This window comes from Synechococcales cyanobacterium T60_A2020_003, from assembly GCA_015272205.1.
In the GTDB taxonomy this organism is placed as follows: domain Bacteria; phylum Cyanobacteriota; class Cyanobacteriia; order RECH01; family RECH01; genus JACYMB01.
Genome location: JACYMB010000128.1, coordinates 14,597 through 33,804 on the forward strand (window position 1 = coordinate 14,597; position 19,208 = coordinate 33,804).

General features: G+C 53.0%; 18 protein-coding genes. 9 read left to right on the forward strand and 9 right to left on the reverse strand.

Translation table 11 applies throughout. From position 1 onward, the window contains the following. The first annotated feature begins 33 nt into the window (after positions 1-33). A complete protein-coding gene (locus IGR76_06715) occupies positions 34-1,527 on the forward strand; it encodes an NADH-quinone oxidoreductase subunit M (GenBank protein MBF2078205.1) in 1,494 nt (497 codons plus the stop codon). Between the two features lie 97 nt (positions 1,528-1,624). On the opposite strand, the gene IGR76_06720 is transcribed toward IGR76_06715, so the two are convergent. Further along, a complete protein-coding gene (locus IGR76_06720) occupies positions 1,625-2,032 on the reverse strand; it encodes an NUDIX domain-containing protein (protein ID MBF2078206.1) in 408 nt (135 codons plus the stop codon). 46 nt (positions 2,033-2,078) lie between these two features. Between IGR76_06720 and IGR76_06725 the strand changes: the two genes are divergently transcribed. Both IGR76_06725 and IGR76_06730 read left to right on the forward strand, forming a co-directional pair. After that, on the forward strand, positions 2,079-3,386 hold the full coding sequence (locus tag IGR76_06725) for a CO2 hydration protein (protein MBF2078207.1): 1,308 nt from the start codon (positions 2,079-2,081) through the stop codon (positions 3,384-3,386). A gap of 74 nt (positions 3,387-3,460) precedes the next feature. After that, the gene (locus IGR76_06730) at positions 3,461-3,865 is read left to right on the forward strand and encodes a fasciclin domain-containing protein (protein MBF2078208.1); all 405 of its coding nucleotides are present in this window, start codon (positions 3,461-3,463) and stop codon (positions 3,863-3,865) included. Positions 3,866-4,444: 579 nt separating this feature from the next. Here IGR76_06730 and IGR76_06735 read toward each other — a convergent pair. Continuing rightward, positions 4,445-5,689 carry a lipid-A-disaccharide synthase gene (locus IGR76_06735; protein ID MBF2078209.1) on the reverse strand — a complete coding sequence of 415 codons (1,245 nt, stop codon included), beginning with the start codon at positions 5,687-5,689 and terminating at the stop codon, positions 4,445-4,447. 279 nt (positions 5,690-5,968) lie between these two features. Between IGR76_06735 and IGR76_06740 the strand changes: the two genes are divergently transcribed. Together IGR76_06740 and IGR76_06745 are read left to right on the forward strand one after the other, a co-directional pair. Then, positions 5,969-6,136, forward strand: coding sequence for a hypothetical protein (locus tag IGR76_06740; protein MBF2078210.1), 168 nt, complete (start codon positions 5,969-5,971; stop codon positions 6,134-6,136). After that, the gene (locus IGR76_06745) at positions 6,117-6,353 is read left to right on the forward strand and encodes a hypothetical protein (protein ID MBF2078211.1); all 237 of its coding nucleotides are present in this window, start codon (positions 6,117-6,119) and stop codon (positions 6,351-6,353) included. The genes IGR76_06740 and IGR76_06745 overlap by 20 nt, the downstream gene beginning before the upstream one ends. A 50-nt stretch (positions 6,354-6,403) precedes the next feature. On the opposite strand, the gene selD is transcribed toward IGR76_06745, so the two are convergent. The 3 genes from selD to IGR76_06760 form a co-directional block, all read right to left on the reverse strand. Then, complete coding sequence (gene selD, locus IGR76_06750; GenBank protein ID MBF2078212.1) at positions 6,404-8,653, reverse strand: selenide, water dikinase SelD; 2,250 nt, start codon at positions 8,651-8,653, stop codon at positions 6,404-6,406. Positions 8,654-8,739: 86 nt separating this feature from the next. Further along, a complete protein-coding gene (locus IGR76_06755; GenBank protein ID MBF2078213.1) occupies positions 8,740-10,041 on the reverse strand; it encodes an insulinase family protein in 1,302 nt (433 codons plus the stop codon). A 13-nt stretch (positions 10,042-10,054) separates the two neighbouring features. Beyond that, the gene (locus tag IGR76_06760; GenBank protein MBF2078214.1) at positions 10,055-11,338 is read right to left on the reverse strand and encodes an insulinase family protein; all 1,284 of its coding nucleotides are present in this window, start codon (positions 11,336-11,338) and stop codon (positions 10,055-10,057) included. 302 nt (positions 11,339-11,640) lie between these two features. Between IGR76_06760 and IGR76_06765 the strand changes: the two genes are divergently transcribed. The 3 genes from IGR76_06765 to IGR76_06775 all read left to right on the forward strand — a co-directional run bounded on the left by IGR76_06765 (position 11,641) and on the right by IGR76_06775 (position 14,732). Beyond that, complete coding sequence (locus IGR76_06765) at positions 11,641-12,957, forward strand: class I SAM-dependent methyltransferase (GenBank protein ID MBF2078215.1); 1,317 nt, start codon at positions 11,641-11,643, stop codon at positions 12,955-12,957. A gap of 69 nt (positions 12,958-13,026) precedes the next feature. After that, positions 13,027-13,962 carry an NAD-dependent epimerase/dehydratase family protein gene (locus IGR76_06770; GenBank protein ID MBF2078216.1) on the forward strand — a complete coding sequence of 312 codons (936 nt, stop codon included), beginning with the start codon at positions 13,027-13,029 and terminating at the stop codon, positions 13,960-13,962. A gap of 173 nt (positions 13,963-14,135) precedes the next feature. Next, a complete protein-coding gene (locus IGR76_06775; protein ID MBF2078217.1) occupies positions 14,136-14,732 on the forward strand; it encodes a Uma2 family endonuclease in 597 nt (198 codons plus the stop codon). Between the two features lie 30 nt (positions 14,733-14,762). Here IGR76_06775 and IGR76_06780 read toward each other — a convergent pair whose 3' ends face one another. The 4 genes from IGR76_06780 to carA all read right to left on the reverse strand — a co-directional run bounded on the left by IGR76_06780 (position 14,763) and on the right by carA (position 18,799). Then, on the reverse strand, positions 14,763-15,560 hold the full coding sequence (locus tag IGR76_06780) for a tetratricopeptide repeat protein (protein MBF2078218.1): 798 nt from the start codon (positions 15,558-15,560) through the stop codon (positions 14,763-14,765). Between the two features lie 94 nt (positions 15,561-15,654). Continuing rightward, entirely contained in the window at positions 15,655-17,157 is a 1,503-nt protein-coding gene (locus tag IGR76_06785; protein ID MBF2078219.1) for a UDP-N-acetylmuramoyl-L-alanyl-D-glutamate--2,6-diaminopimelate ligase, read from the reverse strand. Between the two features lie 28 nt (positions 17,158-17,185). Beyond that, positions 17,186-17,473, reverse strand: coding sequence for a glutaredoxin family protein (locus tag IGR76_06790; GenBank protein MBF2078220.1), 288 nt, complete (start codon positions 17,471-17,473; stop codon positions 17,186-17,188). A 168-nt stretch (positions 17,474-17,641) separates the two neighbouring features. Then, the gene (carA, locus tag IGR76_06795; protein ID MBF2078221.1) at positions 17,642-18,799 is read right to left on the reverse strand and encodes a glutamine-hydrolyzing carbamoyl-phosphate synthase small subunit; all 1,158 of its coding nucleotides are present in this window, start codon (positions 18,797-18,799) and stop codon (positions 17,642-17,644) included. A 214-nt stretch (positions 18,800-19,013) separates the two neighbouring features. Between carA and IGR76_06800 the strand changes: the two genes are divergently transcribed. Continuing rightward, positions 19,014-19,208: restriction endonuclease (locus tag IGR76_06800; protein ID MBF2078222.1), on the forward strand; the 195-nt coding region annotated here is incomplete at its 3' end.

Consider the following 19,208-nt stretch of genomic DNA (forward strand, 5'->3'; position numbering starts at 1 on the left):
TATGACCTTGCTGTTCATCGATAGGCACCTTCTATGCTCAGCCTCTTAATTGCTTTGCCCATTGTGGGCGCACTTGGAATCGGGCTTATGCCCCAGTCGGTATCAGCAGCTCGCCTGCGTCTGATCAGTATGGCGATCGCCGCTCTGACGTTACTCTGGACGATTTGGTTGATGATCCACTTTGATCTCAGTCAGCCGCTCTTCCAGTTTGAGGAACATCTGCCTTGGCTGCCTGCGTTGGGATTGGATTATCAACTGGGTATGGATGGTCTATCCCTAGTTTTGGTTGCGCTCAATAGTTTGCTGACGTGGGTTGCACTGTACAGCACCTCTCACACCATCGAGCGTCCTCGCTTGTTCTACTCGATGGTGCTGCTTGTGTCCGGCGGCGTGGCTGGAGCATTCTTGGCGCAAAACCTCCTCCTCTTCTTCTTGTTCTATGAATTGGAGCTAGTGCCTTTTTATCTGCTGATTTCAATCTGGGGCGGCGATCGCCGCAACTATGCGGCCACCAAGTTCCTGATTTACACAGCGTTTTCAGGAATTTTGATTCTGGCGTCGTTCCTGGGAATGATTTGGTTCACGGGGTCTAGCTCTTTCAACTACACCGCCCTGATGGGGCAAACCCTGCCGATGGGCTTGCAGCTTCTCCTGTTGGGCGGGTTGATCGTCGGCTTTGGCATCAAGATCCCCCTCGTTCCCTTTCACACCTGGTTGCCCGATACCTACGTGGCCGCATCGACTCCGGTGGCAATTCTTCTGGGTAGCGTGCTAGCAAAACTGGGTGCCTACGGTATTTTCCGGTTCGGTTTGGGACTATTCCCCGAAGCGTGGGCACAAATTTCACCCATCCTGGCGATTTGGGCATCCGTTAGCATCCTCTATGGCGCAATGGCGGCGATCGCCCAAAAGGACATCAAGCGCATGGTGGCCTACAGTTCAGTCGGGCACATGGGTTACATCCTGCTTGGTGGGGCGGCCTTGACCACCCTCAGCGTTATCGGTGCTGTTTCGCAAATGGTGGCGCATGGATTGATCTTGGCACTGCTGTTCCTGCTCGTGGGCTTAATTGAAACCAAAGCGGGTACGCGGGAACTAGACGTATTAAACGGATTACTGAACCCGATTCGCGGCTTGCCTGCGGTCAGTGCGCTGTTGATTGTTGGCGCGATGGCAAGTGCAGGCATTCCCGGATTAGCCGGGTTCGTCGCAGAGTTTCTGGTGTTCCAGGGAAGCTATGCTACGTTCCCCATTCCCACGTTGTTGGCGGTGATTGGCACCGGACTCACAGCCGTCTATTTCGTGATTCTGTTGAACCGTGTTTGCTTCGGCAAATTGGACAACAAGCTGGCCTACTATCCATCGGTGAAGCTTGCAGAGAAGGTTCCAGCGCTGATCCTGGCGGGTCTCATTTTCTTTTTGGGCGTACAACCCACTTGGTTGGTGCGCTGGAGTGAGTCTACGACGACAGCGATGGTGGCGGCAGTGCCTCCGGTAACCACGCAGGTTGCCGCAAATCGCCTTTAGGAAGCAGGAGCATCAAAATGGCACAGGCAAGGGCGATCGCTCAGCTCAGATTAGCTACGGTGGAATCATCGTTGTGGACGACCCAACCCATGTTGACTCAAATTCCATCTCTACTGGTTGCGCCCGTCTGCACTTGGTCTTTAGAAAGCCATCTGGCTTCAAAGGGAGTATCGCCTTCGATGCCCTTGAGCACAGGTTGAGCATAGAGGGTGCGATCGCAAAATACAGCATCGTAGACAAAAACGATTTCGTGTTTTGGTTCCCCCTCGGAGACAAAGAGATTTTCTAACACTCCTAGCAGAATAGGTTCTTCAATGTTGACCTCTAGTTCCTCCCAAACCTCCTGAATCACCGCCTCCCGGCTGGATTCCCCAAAGTCGATGCCTCCTCCCACTGGTCGATAATAGACCTCCTGCCTAAAGGGTTCGTATCCCTCAGACACCAAGATGCGATCGCCCTGACGCATGACACAAATCGCAATCGGACGAATCTTCTGCCTTTTCATCGAACATGCTAACCTTTGTTGTTGATCTACGGAGAAAACTACAGCCATGGTAACTGCAATTCCGGCTCCTTCCACAATCATTCCCCCCTCTCAGCATCCCTATGCCGACATTATTCATCGCCTAGAGGCGGGCGGATCGATGCTGCCCGATACGCCAGAGAATCTAATGCAGATCATCGGCATCTACAAAGCCTATGCGGTGCCGATGGACTTCTACTGGCGCGATCTGCTCTACATTGCCGAACGGGTCTTTTTGAATCCAATTCCGGCCTTTAAATATTTCCTGCCCCAAGAATACCTGGACTTGCACAACCACTATGCTGGCGATACAGCTGACCTCCGCATTTGGCGCGGAGAAGCCACCGCTCACCCGGAATTGCTAGAGTTCATGGAAAAGGGAGAGCTGAAGCGTAAGTTGCCGAAGCTGGTTCACCACCTCTGGCACGATCGCATCAACATGGAATTTGCTGAAGCCTGTATGCAGGCAATGTTGTGGCACCGGAAGATGTATGCGCCTCACAATCGGTTTGATGCGTTCCTGGAAACGGATGAGTATCGCCAGAATTGCGATCGCGCCATCAAAGCCTACTTCAAGAAGAATCCGCTGATGTTGGGGCTATACAAGCTATTCCCCGATATGTTCATCGAACAGGTGAAAATGCTCTCCTACTACTCCAATCTGGGGTTATTCTGGGAAGTAATGACACCCGTCTTTTTCGAGATGTCGGATATCTACGACGAGGGTGGATTTAAAGGCGTACCCGATGCAATGAATTTCCTGATCAATGGAATTTTTGCGATCGCCGGACGCCCCATCTATCACCACGTCTACATCGATGGGGAATGCTTTGAAATTATCCCCAAAGACAAAGGGTTTATGTGGCTCTATGATGCTGCATTACCTTATGTAGAAGCAGTCTTCTACCGTACCGCCCCCTTCCGAGGCACCAAGTCCTACAACGCCCAGGCAGGTCAAGTTCCCGATGATCAGAAAGACTTCCACTACGGCATTCTCTACGCCGATGTGTTCCCGGTAGGTAGCGCTGGCATTCCACCCACACTGCTGATGCAGGATATGCTCCACTTCTTGCCTCCCTATCTCCTGGAGTATTACCAGAAGCATTGCCGGGGTGAGGACGATATGTTGATCCAGTTGGGGATTACCTTCCAGCGATCGATGTATAACGTGACGTCAGCCGTTATCCAGGCATTGCGGACGGCCTTACTCTATCCCTTAGATGACACGAATCCTGAGCATTTGATGGCGAACCGCAAGTTCTACGAGGCTCAGATGGATCGGTTCCTGCGTCCAGAGGCTCGTCTCAGCGATATTCAAAGTCAGGATTATCGTTAGTTAGAGTCCTCGGTTTATTCGGCGGGCGATGCCCGCCCTACGTTAATCATCGCTACTTCAGGATTTAGATCGCTATGCCAGACATTGTTGATATTGCAGTAAGTAATGAGGCGTTTAGCACCTTGGTGGCAGCCGTGCAGGCCGCAAGCCTCGTAGATGTCCTTAAATCTCCAGGGCCATTTACGGTCTTTGCGCCTGTCGATGCTGCCTTTGCAAAGCTCCCTCCTGGAACGGTGCAAACCCTAGTGCAGAATCCCCCCCAACTTGCCCGCATTCTGAAGTTTCATGTGGTATCCGGGAAGTATACTCGTGAGGACTTATCGAAGTTAGACTCGCTAACCTCTGTGGAAGGGGCAGATATTCGCCTCAATGTCACTGATGATGTCTTTGAGGTAAAAAACGCAACGGTGGTAATGCCCGATGTGGAGGCAGACAACGGTATTATCCATGTGATTGATAACGTCATTTTGATGGGTTAATCAGTTCTAACCTTCGACGACAACAGAGATAGGCAGGGATAACCTCCCTGCCTATTTTGCAGGTTAAAGACTAGCGGGCTAGATAGCGATTTCGAAGTTGTCAGCCGTTAAGGAAGGAGCGTTGGTTACCGTTGCAAACTGTCCTCCACTGCCGAATCCTACTGTACTGCCATCAGAGTTGTAGAACACCTTACCGTTGCTGGAGTTGTAGATAATCGCTGCTCGTTGAGTCGTGGCATCTTCATCAGCCGTGACCGTGGCTTTGTTGCATGATTCAAATAAGAGAGGGTTTTGGGTTTATGGGAGTTTGTGAAATCAAGCTTCAACCTTGTAGCTGTCGGGTTTAGCCACACGAATCATGTGATTGAGCGCAGCACACGAACCGATGTCATGGAGTTGCACACTGTAGGAATACATCATCCTTCCTTAAATAAAGCAGGTGAGCTACCTATACATACATTATTTTATTTTTAACCTACGGAAATATCCTTCTTCTTTTAAGCAAACTTCGATTCAACTTACTATTTTATGGGTGTTGGGCCTTGGTGACTTACGTAAACTCGGTTGGGGCGATCGCCCTTATCCTTCCCCGAGCAAGGTTTCAACCAACGTTGTGAGTCGATTCGCGGCACCAGAGGTTCCTCGGACGTGTCGTAAGTTTGCGCGCATCTGTTCAAGCTGTTCAGGGTGATCTAGATAATTCAATACCTGCTGGGCGATCGCCTCTGGTTCTAAGTGTCCTACTAATTCCGGCACAATCTCTTTCCTCGCCCAGATGTTCGGCCATGCTAGCAGGCGCGACTTTTTCAAAAATTGGGCGTTGATCAATTTGGCGATCGCCGTTCCTACACCGGGTAGATTAGCAAGTAGACCTGGAATCCCGTCCCAGGCTCGCATTGCATCCAGTTGTTGCGTTGGCAAAAGGACAATCATCGGCACGCCCAGCGCACCCAATTCTGCGGTGTTTGCACCGATGGTGGTGAGGCAAAGCTGACACTGGGCAAGGATATCGTAAGCGGGAAAATCGGTGTAGAGTTCGATCGTCATTCCATCAGTAGTTTGGAGATAGTGACTGTCTATGATTTGTCCCTGAATGCCTCCGAAATAGGCGGACACTGGATTGCGCTGAGGATCTGCAAATCTCTCAAGGGTGTTGAGATCTAAAGTGGGTGCAACTGGGAGGATAAATCGTAAATCTGGTCGCTGTTTGTGGAGATATTGAGCGATCGCCAAACAGAGGGGAACGCCCTGCGCGAGTTTTGCCGCTTTGGACCCAGGCAAGAGTCCCATAATAGGTGAATTCTGGTTTGAGGTGAGTGGGTTATCTGGAGTGCTTCCAACATCCGCCATTAAGTCGCCAACCACGGTGAACTTGTGAGCGTAGCGAGAGGGGGCCTGATTGATCAACTCTGGTTTCATCACCCCAAAGCGATCGACCCAACCATGCCATCGAGTCTCCCATTCGCCATAAATGAGGGTTTTGTATCCCAACCGTTTACCGATGATGACCGGAAAGATCTGATCGCCGCCGAGGAAAATCACCACGCCGCGATCACGCCAGTCCCAATTTTCCGCCGTTTTACCCCAGAGCAGAAAGGGAAAGAAATCTTTGGCTCCCTGCACCCGATCTACTGCTGGATAGCTACGAGCGATCGCCACTTCCCGACCGCTGGCATTCGCGCAGGGAGATAGGATAACGGAAATTCGGAGGCGATCGCGATCCTCTCCAAAGCGTTGTCGGAGCGATCGCACGACTGGACGCACCCAAGTGGTAATCTCACCGGGACCGTTAGACAAAATTAGGATATCGATGGAGTCAGTCATGAAGTTTGAGTAGGGGCGATCGCTTAAACAAGGGGTTCCGGCTTGATTCAGCTTCATTCTATGACAGCAAAGGAGTCTATCGTTTCATCAATGGGCCCTGGTCGCCTAATAAGTGATGGATAGAATGAAAAGGTAGTGAACCAGTTCTAGCGATGCCCTCATTGTCAAAGCCAGCAGGGGGTCAAAAACGGTAAGCATCACCTCCAAGATGGAACACCGATCCAGAATTACCTCTGCAAAAGCTGCCGTAAACGATTCAGCGAACGAACGGGCACACCGATGGCTCGACTACGAACTCCAACGCCGATTGTCTCGCTAGCCCTCAAGAGGCGAGGCGAAGGAATGGGGGTCAGAGCCAGTGGACGAGTGCTCCACACATCTGATTCCAGCATTCTGCGTTGGCAACAGCGATTGGCGGAGCAAGCGGATGAGGGGTCACCGCCTTGAGGTCGCCTGCAAAATCAAAGGCTCTCCAGGGGACCCACGGGTCGAGTGGGTCAAACGGAACTGGATTCGCCTTGCCGTGACTGAACAGCAGAACATTCAACTTTACTGGTTGCTCTCTGGTGCACCTGACCCAGAACCTGCCCTCTCCTCTCAGCGTCAATTGAACGATGCCTTGCAGCGTGAATTTACCGTCCTCTCTTACCTTCCAGCTTCTTAGTTTTGTCAGTCAAGCAGGGCATTGAGTCAGGAAGCGAAAGAGTAGGATCGCTATTGAATCCGAATTGGCGTTGTTGAATCTCTCATGTTCTCTACCCGTCCAATGACGCGGCTATCCCGATATCCACTTTCTTGCAATGCCTGGAGACAGTTCTGCGCCTGAGACGCTGGAATTGCAGCCAACAGCCCTCCCGATGTTTGCGGATCAAAGAGGATGGGAAACAGGGGATGGGATGAAATTTCAGCAAGATTGGCGATCGCCCCACTCTGCTTTGCATTTTGAGGATAAAGCGAACTGGTAATGCCCTGGCGCAAAACCTCAGCGGCTCCGTCTAGCACGGCAATAGATTCTAAATCGAGGTCTACGGATACCTGGGAAGCACGCACCAAATCCAGCAAATGCCCCACTAAACCGAAGCCTGTAACATCCGTACAAGCTGTTGCCCCGTATTGCCGCAACAGGATAGCTGCCTTGTAGTTCGATTGGAGCATCGACGCAACGGCTGAATCGATCCAACGCCCTTTGGCTTTAAGCTGCATGTCCGCTGCGAAGAGTGCGCCCGTGCCAATGGCTTTAGTGAGGATGAGCATCTGTCCTGGTTCCATACCTCCCGACTGCCAAAGGCGATCGCGCTCCACCACACCATTGCACACCAGCCCAAACACACATTCGGGACCCTCGGTGGTGTGCCCCCCCACCAACGCTGCTCCCACCTCCTTAAGACGGGTTAAGGCTCCGGCCAAAAGTTGATACAGCATGTTTTCCTGGATGGTGTCCGAGGCAGGCTGAAGGGTGGCGATCGCCAGCGCACTGTGGGGAGATGCACCCATCGCAAAGAGATCGTTTAGGCCATGGTTCGCCGCGATTTGCCCAAAAAGGAACAGATCGTTGATCAATGCGGGGAAATAGTCTACTGTTTGCACCATCAGCAATCCGGACGGCATCTGAATCACGGCTGCATCATCCGGTTGTTCCAACCCCACCACCACGTTTTCATGGCGTACGGTTTCCAAATCGGGCTGAAGTCGCTGGAGCGATCGCGCCAATACCGACTGCCCCACCTTTGCGCCACATCCTGAACAGCGCATGGGTGCAGGCGCATCGGTTGATGCTTGACCTGGAGAAACCATCGGCATCGGTTGAAGATTGGTGAACCGATCCATAAATTTGCGATCGATGGAATCTTTCCACTGCCATAGCCAGGGATGGGGGCCAAATCCCAAACCTCCCCGTGAGGCCAAGGCTTGGCGATCGCCCGTGCCAATTAAGATCAAATAGTTTTTTTGAGGCGTGAAGGGACGGAGGGATTGCCCCAACGCCGCCCGCCGCAAGTTGTCGGCTAAGGGGCGTCCCTGCCGCACCGCAAAGACCCCAGCCTTGGGGCGCGGATGGTGAATCATAGTGGCAATATCCCCCGCCGCAAACACCTCGGGATGGGACACCGATTGCAGACAGTCATTGACCTGAATAAAGCCCCGGTCATCCGTCGCTAATCCGGAGGCACGAATCCAATTCGCCGCTCCCGCTTGGGTCACCCAAAAGACGCGATCGCACTCGACCCGAAGCCCCGATTCACACTGCACGGCCTTGGGTTCAACGGCGGTCACGGATGCATGGAGATGGACATGGATGCTGCGTTGGGTGAGCGCCTTCAACATTTGGCGACGCACCCACGGATGACGTTCGGGTAAGAGTTCTGCACCGCGATGAAAAAGGTGAATGGTTAGATGTTTGGGTGATTGTCCAGCCTGTTGATACAGCGATCGCAGTCGTGCAGTAATCGATAACGCTAATTCCACACCCCCCGCACCACCGCCAACGATGCCCAGGGAAAGCGGCGTCTGAGGCGATCGCGCTACCTCGTCCACCAGCGCATCCCAGTACTGCAAAAACTGGGCGATGGGTTTAACGGGAATCGCATACGTTGCCGCACCCGGAACATCGACGATTGCCGGAGTACTGCCAATGTCGATGGACAGCAGGTCGTAGGGAATCGCTGGACGGTCGGCAAACTTGACCCAACGATTGACCGGATCAAGGGCGATCGCCTCCTGGACAATCATCTGAGCCTGGGCAAAATTTGCCAACGGACGCAGATCGATATGGCATTCATCAAAGGTGTACAACCCCGCCACATACCCCGGCAGCATCCCCGAATAGGGCGTATGGGAAATATTGGTCACTAGCGTTAGGCGCACGCCTGGGATGGGATTCATGCCCAACATCTTGAGGGCGATCGCATGGCTATGACCACCGCCAATTAAAACGAGTTCTTGGGTATCGGGAATTCGAGACTGCATGGATCAATGCCAGAGGGACTTTCCCATTATGCCGGGGCGTGAGGGTCTAGCGCGGTATTCTGTAAATTTTGGATGCTGCGTTGGCGTTAGGGGGTGAGGGCGATCGCCTCGGCTGGCCCGACTAGGGAAATGAAAGGTTCGATAAAGTAGCGCTGTGCGACGGTCTGGGCCATTTCCGCTGTGACGTCTGCCATCAAATCTTGGAATTGCTGATCAAAACCGAGTCCCAACCCTAAGGTTTCATACCAGCCGAAAATCTGGGCGATTTGGGCATTCGTTTGCTTGCCGAGGGCGTACTGCCCCAAAAGTTTGTTTTGGGCAACCTGTAGCTCATCTTCGGTCAATGGCACATCTCGCAGACGATCCACCTCCTGGCGCAACCCGTCTAGGGCGATCGCCGTATTTTGCGGAGCCGTTCCCATATACACCACAAACTGGGACAAATCTGCACGAGTGGGATAGTAGGCCGAAACTTCGTAGGCTAGACTTCGCTTTTCGCGCAGTTCTACAAACAAACGGCTGGATAACCCATTACCCAGGTAGGTGTTCAACAGCTTGAGGGGAATGTAATCTTCTTTGTGAACCGACGGGGTTTGATACCCTAACATCACGATGGATTGCATGGTCTCCTGAGCCGTACTCGCAATGCTAGGAGCCGGAGTCACGGGCGGAAAGGTCATACTGGGTAAGGGCAAGGGCTGTCCGTTTTGTGCTGGAATTTGCCAATCGCCAAAAATCTGATCGACAAGGGCGATCGCCTCATCCGGGACGATGTGACCCACAATGCTGATGACGATATTGTCGGGACGGAAATGCGTCTGGTGGGCACGGCACAGATCGTCACGAGTGAGCGTAGAGACGCTTTCCTCTGTGCCAATGCTGGGGAGCGCATAGGGATGATCGCCATACATCGCGGCCTGAAGCTGACGTTGGGCAATTGAAAATGGTTGCTCCTGCATGGATCGGATACCCTGAAGGGTCAAGCGCTGCTCTAAGGCCACTTCCGTTTCTGGAAAACTGGGCGATCGCATAATCTCCGCCGCAAGCTGGAGCATGTCTGCAAAATCGACGGATACGGTTTTCAGGCTCATCAGCATATAGTCTGACGTCGCATCCGAGGCCAGGCTTGCACCCACGGATTCCACCTGTTCGGCAATGTCCTGGGCAGAATAGCGCTCGGTTCCTTTGAGAAGTACCGAGGACATCAGGTGAAATAAGCCTGCCTGCGATCGCGCTTCGTAGCAGCTTCCAGAGCGAATAAAAATCCGGGCGGCAATAATGTCTGCGGCAGCGTTTTCTACCGCAAGCACCGTCAGACCGTTGCTGAGAACAGCTCGATGCACCACTCGGTTCTGGAACGGGTGGGCAACAGCGAGATCAACCGACATTCAGAACTCCTTGTTATTCGGGTTTCAGCACCGTCACCGTGTAACGATAGGGCGAAAGATACTTATTGGCAAGGTAGCGCAATTCCTCAACGGTGAGGGAGCGTATTTGTTCAGGGTAGCGGTGGGCTACCTCTGCATGGGCGATGGTGCCATAGTACCCATACAGTCCGGCAAGCTGATTCGTCGTTTCCGTGGAATAGGTGTAATCGTTACAAAGCAAACGCTTATGACGATTGAGCTCTACGTCCAGGATGGGATGGGTCACAAGTTCTGAAAGGCGATCGCCAATCAACGCTTCGACCCGCTCTAGATTCTCCGGAGGCAACCATGCCGTTAGGGTAAACACGCTGGACTGCTGCTGAAGGGAGAAACTGCTGCTGATATCCTGCACCAAATGTTTTTTTTCACGCAGTTCACGCACAAGCCGTGAAGATTGGCTACCCGCTAGCAGCACCGACAGCAAATCTAGCCCGTAGGCTTCCCGCAGTTGATCAACGCCTGGCCCTGTCCAGGCCATCATCAGGCGAGCCTGCTCCAACCGAGGTAGCGAAATCTCCTGCCGTTGCACCCGGTCTAAAGGTCGTTCCGGTTCATGCTTGGGCGTCAGGCACGGCGTTTCACACTGGGGGAAGGTGCGAAATACAGACTCAACCATGTCAAGCGCATGGAGTTGAGACACATCCCCGACCACAGCCACCGTCATATTCTGCGGCTGATAGTAGGTGCGATGAAAAAGGTGCATATCCCAAGCCGTTTGTGCCATGAGGGATTCTTCAGTACCCAGCACCGATCGCCCATAGGGATGGGTAGGGTACGCAGCGGCCATCAAGGCTTGAAATCCTAACCAGTCTGGATCGTCCTGAGCCTGACGCAATTCTTCCAGCACGACTAGACGCTCCCGCTCGTATTCATCTTCTGGAATCGCTGCGTTTAATAGCAGTTCCGCTAAGCAGGGAAGGGTTTCTGGTAGATAAGACGCCGCTGTTGTAATGAAAAAATGGGCGTAGTCATGACTGGTGGCCGCGTTAGTAATCCCACCTCGACTTTCAATAACGTGATCGAAATAGCCAGGCGGAAGGCGATCGCTCCCTTTGAAAATCATGTGCTCCAGAAAGTGAGCAATTCCTGACCAAGATAAAGGCTCTACTCGCGCCCCGGCCCTGACCCATACATCAACGGTAACGACAGGTGTCGCTGCAACATGCTGATGAACTACAGTCAAACCGTTAGGTAAACGAGATACGCTTGCCGGAAACCGTTCCTTTTGTGCCAGTTTGGGAAGTTCCTTTAAGTTCAAAATGCGTTTGCTTGAAGAGAAATGGATATTTAGGCAGTTTAACGCCTTCTGGATCTTGTCAGCACCTTCAACCTTAAAACTAGTTTAAGCCTGTCAGGACTTACGCACTACGTGCGGCGTCCTGAGTCCTTTAGGCAATTGCGTAAGTTCTGTCTGTGTAGCTATGGAGAAGACTGATTTGGAAGAAGGGGTGCATTTCGAGGCATCATTTTTGGGCATATTGAAGACAAGACAGGATTTTGCTACGTCCTGTCCTCGCCTAGACCTCTCCATGCGTTTGCAAAGGCTGACTCCTACTCTCGATGAACACCTCGTCTGAAGTCCTAGAAAAAATTCGGCAGCAGTTTAACCACGCCCCCTATCCGAACCAGCCACTAGATCGCACGGTGAAAGGCGATCGCGTCTCCTATTTCAAACACAGCCTGATTACGCCGTACTATTTGCGCTATCAAAAGCTTGTGGAGACTCACGGTAAGCGGATTCTTGATGCGGGATGCGGCAGCGGTTTGAAAGCGATGTGTTTGGCTGAGGCGAATCCTGGGGCATGGATTGTGGGCATTGATATTTCCGAGAAATCGGTGGAACTGGCGCGATCGCGCATGGTGTATCACAACATTCCCAATACGGAATTTCATGCGATCGCCATTGAAGATCTCGCCGATTTGGGTATGCAGTTTGACTACATCAACTGTGATGAGGTGATTTATCTACTGCCCGATCCGCAAGAAGCTCTCCAGTTAATGCAGTCGGTGCTTGCACCCGAGGGGATAATCCGGGTCAATTTTCACAGCTTGTACCAACGCATCCGGCAATATCGAGGTCAAGCCCTATTCCGCATGATGGGACTAATGGATGAAGCGCCTACCGAGTTTGAAGCTGGGATTGTTCGTGAGATGTTCTCAGGATTAAAACCGGGCGTAGATCTAAAGGCACACGGTTGGTCACCGGACTTAGAAAAGGATGATTACAACATTCTGGCAAACTACCTGCTGACGGGCGATCGCGGCTACACCTTTGAGCAAGTGTTTGCAATGTTGGAAGCTGCTAATCTACAACTCATCAGCATGATGAACTGGAAAGAGTGGAGTCTTTGGGATTTACTCGTTGATCCGAATGACCCACCTGCCGCGTGGGCTATGGCCCTGGAAATGGCCTCACCAGAGCAGCAGCTTTGCATATACGAATTGGTGAATCCGGTGCACCGCTTGCTGGATTTTTGGTGTGGGCATCCCTATGAGCCGGATTGGACTCCGGTATGCGACTGGTCAGATACAGAATGGAGTCGAGCGATCGCCCACCTCCATCCATTTACGATTACAGAGGAGAATAAGGCCGCTATCATCCATTCGATTAACGTACGCGCCCCTTTAGAAATTAGACGAGAGCCCGTTATTGAAGGGAAAACGGTGATTGACAGTAGCGCTTTACCATACCTTCTCGCTCTTTGGGATGGCCCCCAACCTGTTACGCAACTCATCGATCGCTATCTGGAACTGAATCCTGTTCATCCGCGCACATCAGAGCCAACAACGCGCGATCGCGCCGCTGCTCTAATTCAAGGGTTCCTCGCCAAACAGTGTGAATACGGCTTAGTGCTGTTAGAGTGTCCCGATGCCTAACAACTTGGGGATAGGATGCACCACGCAACCCGATACAATACCCAAGGAGACTTCGGAGGAGACGACGCCATGCGGATTTTAGTGATGGGTGGAACCCGCTTCATTGGGGTGTATTTGACGCAGCAGCTCGTCGCCCAAGGGCATGAGGTGGTGCTGTTTAATCGGGGTAATAAGCCTGCTCCGGTTGACGGAGTGCAGCAAATTCAGGGCGATCGCACCAATGCCGATGACCTAAAGTCCAAACTCGCAGGAGAATCCTTTGATGCGGTGTTTGACAACAACGGACGGGAACTGAGCGATACCCAGCCCTTGGCAGAGATTTTTGCGGATAACGTTAGCCATTTTGTCTATGTGAGTTCGGCGGGTGTCTATCTCAAATCCGACCAGATGCCCCACATTGAAGGTGATCCGGTTGACCCCAAGAGTCGTCACCGAGGCAAGTTTGAAACGGAGGATTATTTGACGAAGGCAGGAATTCCCTTCACGTCGATTCGTCCCGTCTATATCTATGGCCCGCAAAACTATAACGATCTGGAAGCGTGGTTCTTTGACCGGATTGTGCGCGATCGCCCTGTACCCATTCCCGGCAATGGCATGGCGATCACTCAACTCGGGCATGTGTACGATCTGGCATCGGCCATGGTGAACGTGCTGGGCAATCCAACCGCGATGGGCAAAATCTATAATGTGTCGGGCGATCGCTACGTGACCTTTGATGGACTGGCACGAGCCTGTGCGATCGCCGCTGGTAAGTCAGCCGAAGACCTCAAGATTGTGCATTATGAACCGAAGCAATTTGATTTTGGCAAGCGCAAAGCCTTTCCCATGCGAGTCCAGCATTTCTTTGCGGATATCCATGCCGCGAAGACGGATCTGAACTGGCAACCGAAATTTAGCTTAGTGGATGGCTTAAAAGACTCGTTCCAATCGGATTACCTCGCATCGGGACGGGATCAGCGGGAGATTGATTTCTCGATCGATGATGAAATTCTGGCGGTTCAGTAGACGCTCAGGACTAGAGCAGACTCTATTTTGAGTGCATAGAACGGTGCGTTAGATGTCGTCATAATCCCGTCCAGACTAGCTTTAGGACGTTTGATGCGGGTCAGGCTAACGCACCGTTTGCTTGTTAGGATTGGGGAATTAAGACCGGGTTGATGCAACGAGAGGCTCCACGAATGGCGATCGCATCTCAGTTTATGACCTTAGAGGACTACCTTCACTACGATGACGGTACCGCTACTCACTACGAACTGGAGGACGGAGAACTGTTACGTATGCCGCCAGGAAGCGATCTAAATCAACGAGTAGCTTCTTTTTTGTTTGCCGTTTTGGTGCGGATGGGGATTCCGTTCTACCGCATCCGGATTGGAGCGGAGATCGTTGTGAGTGGTGCACGGGCAACGGTGCGAGTTCCCGATTTGATGGTGTTGTCCGAGGAGTTGGCGCAAGCGCTGGAGGGGGCAAGCCGTTCGACGGTGACGCTGGATATGCCGCCGCCGCAATTAGTGGTCGAGGTGGTGAGTCCGGGGAAGGAAAACGAAGACCGGGATTATCGCTACAGGCGATCGCAGTACGAGTCGCGGGGCATTGCCGAATACTGGATTGTGGATCCCAGTCGTAAACAGGTGACGGTGTTGCGCTGGGTCGAGGGTTTGTATGAGGACGAAGTATTTACCGGAGATGGGGCGATCGCCTCTCCGCTATTGTCCGAGTTCAACCCAGGTGCAGTCTTAACCGCTGCCCAAGTGTTACAGATTGAAGCCAACGCCTAATCGAGTCGCCCCACCTCGTTAACTTGCGCGTTAGCTCAACTCTAAAAATCGCTGTAAGGCAGAAACCATCGCAGGCGGCCAACGGCGATCGCGCTGTACCCAGTTTAAATCTTTGTAGCGTCGGTCTAAACCAATCACCGACACCCAGTTGCTTTCAGCCTCTCCCTGTTGACCATCGACCCACAGCGCCGCTGTTAAGGCCGCCCGCATATCGGCAAAGCGAGGATATTTTCGTACCAGGTTTCGCATTTGACGGATCGAGTCTTGCACATCGCCCAGTTGATACAACGCTAGGGCACGATTCGCTTGGGCAAAGGCGTAGTCGGGGGCAAGTTCGGCGGCTTTGGTGAAGTCGGCTAAGGCATCTTCCCAATGGCCGAGTCCCGCCTCAGCGTTGCCGCGATTGTTGTAGGCGGCGGGATCGCCGGGATCAAGGTCTAACACCGTGTTATAGTCGGCGATCGCCTTCTTCCATTCGCCCAACCCCTCAAAGGCTGCTCCCCGATTCAGGTAGGGATCGGGGGCATCGGGAGCCAGTGCGATGGCTTGGTTATAGTCGGCGATCGCCTCCTCCAACTTGCGCTGACTCACCCTGGCATTGCCGCGATTGCTCCAGAGAGCAGGTTCCTGGGGCAATTGTTCGATGAGCTTTGTCCAGTAACGCTCAGCGGTGGCAAAGTCGCCCTTGTTGGTCGCTTCAAAGGCTTGGTTTCGCAGATCTGCGACGATGGCGAAGTCTGGAGCGGTGGCTGTTTGAGCATCGGAGGCAGGCATTCCCCCCAACCACAGCACCACCAGTAGTAACAATGACGCAATCCGAATCAGCATTCCCGTTTACCCGATCTCTTCTTTTGGGAATCATGACAGGAATTTGAATTCAGGACAACGTACGCTTGGGCGATCGCCCGGTCAAATTTCAAGCCTAATTGGCATAGCGCTGCTCCAGAGCGGCTCTTGCTTGTTCTCGATCGTCGAAATGCACTTTTTCGGTTCCCAAGATTTGATAGTCTTCGTGACCTTTTCCGGCAATCAGCACCCCATCTCCAGGCTGGGCCTGGGCGATCGCTGTTTTAATCGCTTCGGCGCGATCGCAAATCACCAGGGGATTAGTTTGGGGATCGATACCTACCAAGACATCCTGCAAAATTTGCTCTGGGTCTTCGGTGCGGGGATTGTCGGAGGTGACCACCGCTAAATCCGAGAGTCGCGCTGCAATACCTCCCATCTTGGGTCGCTTGGTGCGATCGCGATCGCCGCCACAGCCAAAGACGCAAATCATTCGCCCCTGGATAAACGGACGCGCCGCTAGCAGCATATTTTCCAAACTGTCGGGGGTGTGGGCATAGTCCACGATTACGCTGATGTCCTGTTCGGGCTTGATCTGCACCCGCTCCATACGTCCGGGGACACCGTTGAAAGCAGGGAGCGATCGCGCAATCGTTTCTAAATCCAATCCTAGGGATAAGGCCGCTCCAGCCGCCGCCAGAACGTTGGCGACGTTGAACTGTCCGACTAGCGGCATCTGGATCGCGATTTCGCCGAGGGGCGTGTGTAAGACTCCAGACACGCCATTGGGTTGATAGTTCAAATCACTCGTCCAAAGGTCGGCACTGGCATCCTGGGTGCTGTACGTCCAGACTTTCTCAGAACCTTGCGATCGCAACGTTTCCACCAATCGCTGACCGTAGGGATCATCCTGGTTCACGATTGCTCGTCCGGTTAGGTACTGCGGTGAAAAGAGGAGTGCCTTTGCTGAAAAATAGTCTTCTAAGTCTTTGTGGTAGTCCAGGTGATCCTGGGTGAGGTTGGTAAACACGGCTACCTCAAAGGGACAGCCCCACACCCGACTCTGCGCCAAGGCATGGGAGCTCACTTCCATCACGCCCAGTTCGCAACCCGCCGCCACCGCAGAAGCCAACTGTTCCTGTAAATCCAGAGCGAAAGGAGTAGTGTGGGTGGCAGTTTGTTGAAATCCTGGCCAGCGAGCATAGAGGGTGCCGAGGAGTGCTGTAGGTTTGTTCGCCTGACTCAGCAAGAATTCGATCAGGTGCGTGGTTGTGGTTTTGCCGTTAGTTCCGGTGACGCCGACTAGACGCAGCTTCTCGGCGGGATTGCCGTAGAAGGTGGCTGCCAGTTTCCCGCAGGCAAATACCATGTCTGCACAGGGCAGCACCAGTTCGCCACTGGTCGCAGGATGCTTTTCTAAGGCTTGCGGAGACACGATGGCGGCGATCGCCCCTGCGGCAAGGGCACTCATCCAAAACTCACCGCCATCTACCCGCGTTCCGGGCATGCCAATAAACACATCTCCCGGTTGGCAAGCGTGGGAATTGGTCGTTAACCCTTTCACCTCCGCCATCAGCGCCGGATGGTCGAGGGGGGGAATCATGCCAATCAGCGGTTGCAGTAGCGCGTGTAGTTTCATGTCAGAGCCTCCTCACACAGATTGCCCTCTATTGTTGACTATTTTCAGCCCAATATTTCTGTAACATTTGCTCCACTTGGTTCACCGATGCCCGTGGTGATAGGCGAGGCAAGGGAATGTAAGCGATCGCCGCATCCTCCGTTTCCTTCTCCCAGACCAGCACCGGAATTTCGTACTGATAGGCTTGGAACCAGTCATCGCGAGTGGTGATATCCCGAATGTCTATTTGCAACGGAATACTGCTGACTTGTTCTAATTTTTCCTGCAACCCTTCGCAGAGGTGACAACCCGGTTTGCCAAACAGAATCAGTTTCATCGCCATTCTCGGCACCGTCAACGTTAATCGTGGGTCAATTCTAATCGCTTGGGTGGGTTGAGCGATCGCCTTCCAGGTTTTACACCCACAGAAAAGGACGCTACCCAAGAGCAACGTCCTCATTAAAAACCTTACGGAACTGGAGAAAAGCTTATCTGTACCAACGGGCTAGCCTACTGGCTGAGCGGCATTCTCCCGCATCATTTGCACAAACTTTTCAAACAAATAATCGGCGTCGTGGGGGCCGGGGCTGGCTTCGGGGTGGTACTGCACCGAGAAGAGAGGCAGCCGCTTATGCTTGAGTCCGGCAACGGTGCGATCGTTCAGGTTAAGGTGGGTGATTTCGACATCCGCCTCGGGCAAGGACTCTTCCGAAATCGCAAATCCGTGGTTTTGGCTGGTAATTTCGACCTGCTGACTCAAACCACAGGGCTGGTTTAGTCCCCGGTGTCCAAACTTGAGTTTGAAACTCTCACCCCCCAAGGACAGCCCCAAAATTTGGTGCCCCATGCAAATGCCAAACATTGGCTTTTGAGCCTCAAGCAACGCTTTCACCGTTTCGATGCCTTCGCTCACGGCAGACGGGTCGCCAGGGCCGTTGGAGAGGAAAATGCCATCGGGATTATAGTTCAGGATTTCCTCGGCAGGTGTACTCGCCGGAACCACAATCACCCGGCATCCGTAGCTAGCCAAGCGGCGCAGAATGTTACGCTTCACGCCAAAATCGATGGCCACAACGGTAAATTCGGGCGTTGTCCGAATCGAATCCTTAGGGCCAAACTCCCACACCCCATCGGTCGGACTGATCCACTCGTACACATCTGAGGTAGTGACTTGGTTCACTAGGTTGAGTCCCGCCATGCTGGGGGCTTCTTGCACCTTTAGCAGTAGTTCCGCTGGGTCGAGAATTTCCGTGGAGATTGCACCGTTCATGGCTCCGGTGGAACGAATTTTGCGGGTGAGGGCACGGGTATCAATGCCGTAAATGCCAGGAATGTTGTGCTGCTTTAGATAATCGGAAAGGGATTGGGTAGACCGCCAGTTGCTAGGGCGATCGCACACATTGCGGGCGATCGCACCGCTGACATAGGGGCGAGCCGACTCCTCATCCTCCGGGTTCACCCCGGTATTGCCCAACTCAGGATAGGTAAAGGTGACAATCTGACCGCAATAGCTTGGATCGGTGAGAACCTCCTGGTATCCGGTCATCCCAGTATTGAACACCACCTCACCAATCGTGGTTCCCTTCGCGCCGAACGACCATCCCTGGTAAGCGGTTCCATCGGCAAGGACCAACAATGCAGGCTGAGCACCAGATCGCGGCATAGGATTCTCCAAGCAACATTCATCAAAACTCTATACATATTACGCTTGGATTAGGGAATATTAAGGTTAAGTCAATCCAAAATCTTTTGGTTTCATAACGTGGATTGCACACGGGAGAGGCTCTACTTGTTTGGGGAGGTACGCTGCGATCGCCCCTTAAAAGATTGACGAAGATCGAAACCAAGACGCAGGCATATTACAGGGGATAAAACCCATGACTCACTATCAAATTTTGCTGGGATGGGTGGCAGGTCTGCTGTTGATTACGGGGTGCGATCGCTTACCCGCTCAATTCTCAGAGTCAGAGGCTCAATCTCCGGAACCTGTTGCGGTCACTCCGTCCCCTGTGCCTCCGGTCGAAAGTACCCCTGCACCCACGAGTCCGGTGCGGGATCCCTTTGCGGACGCG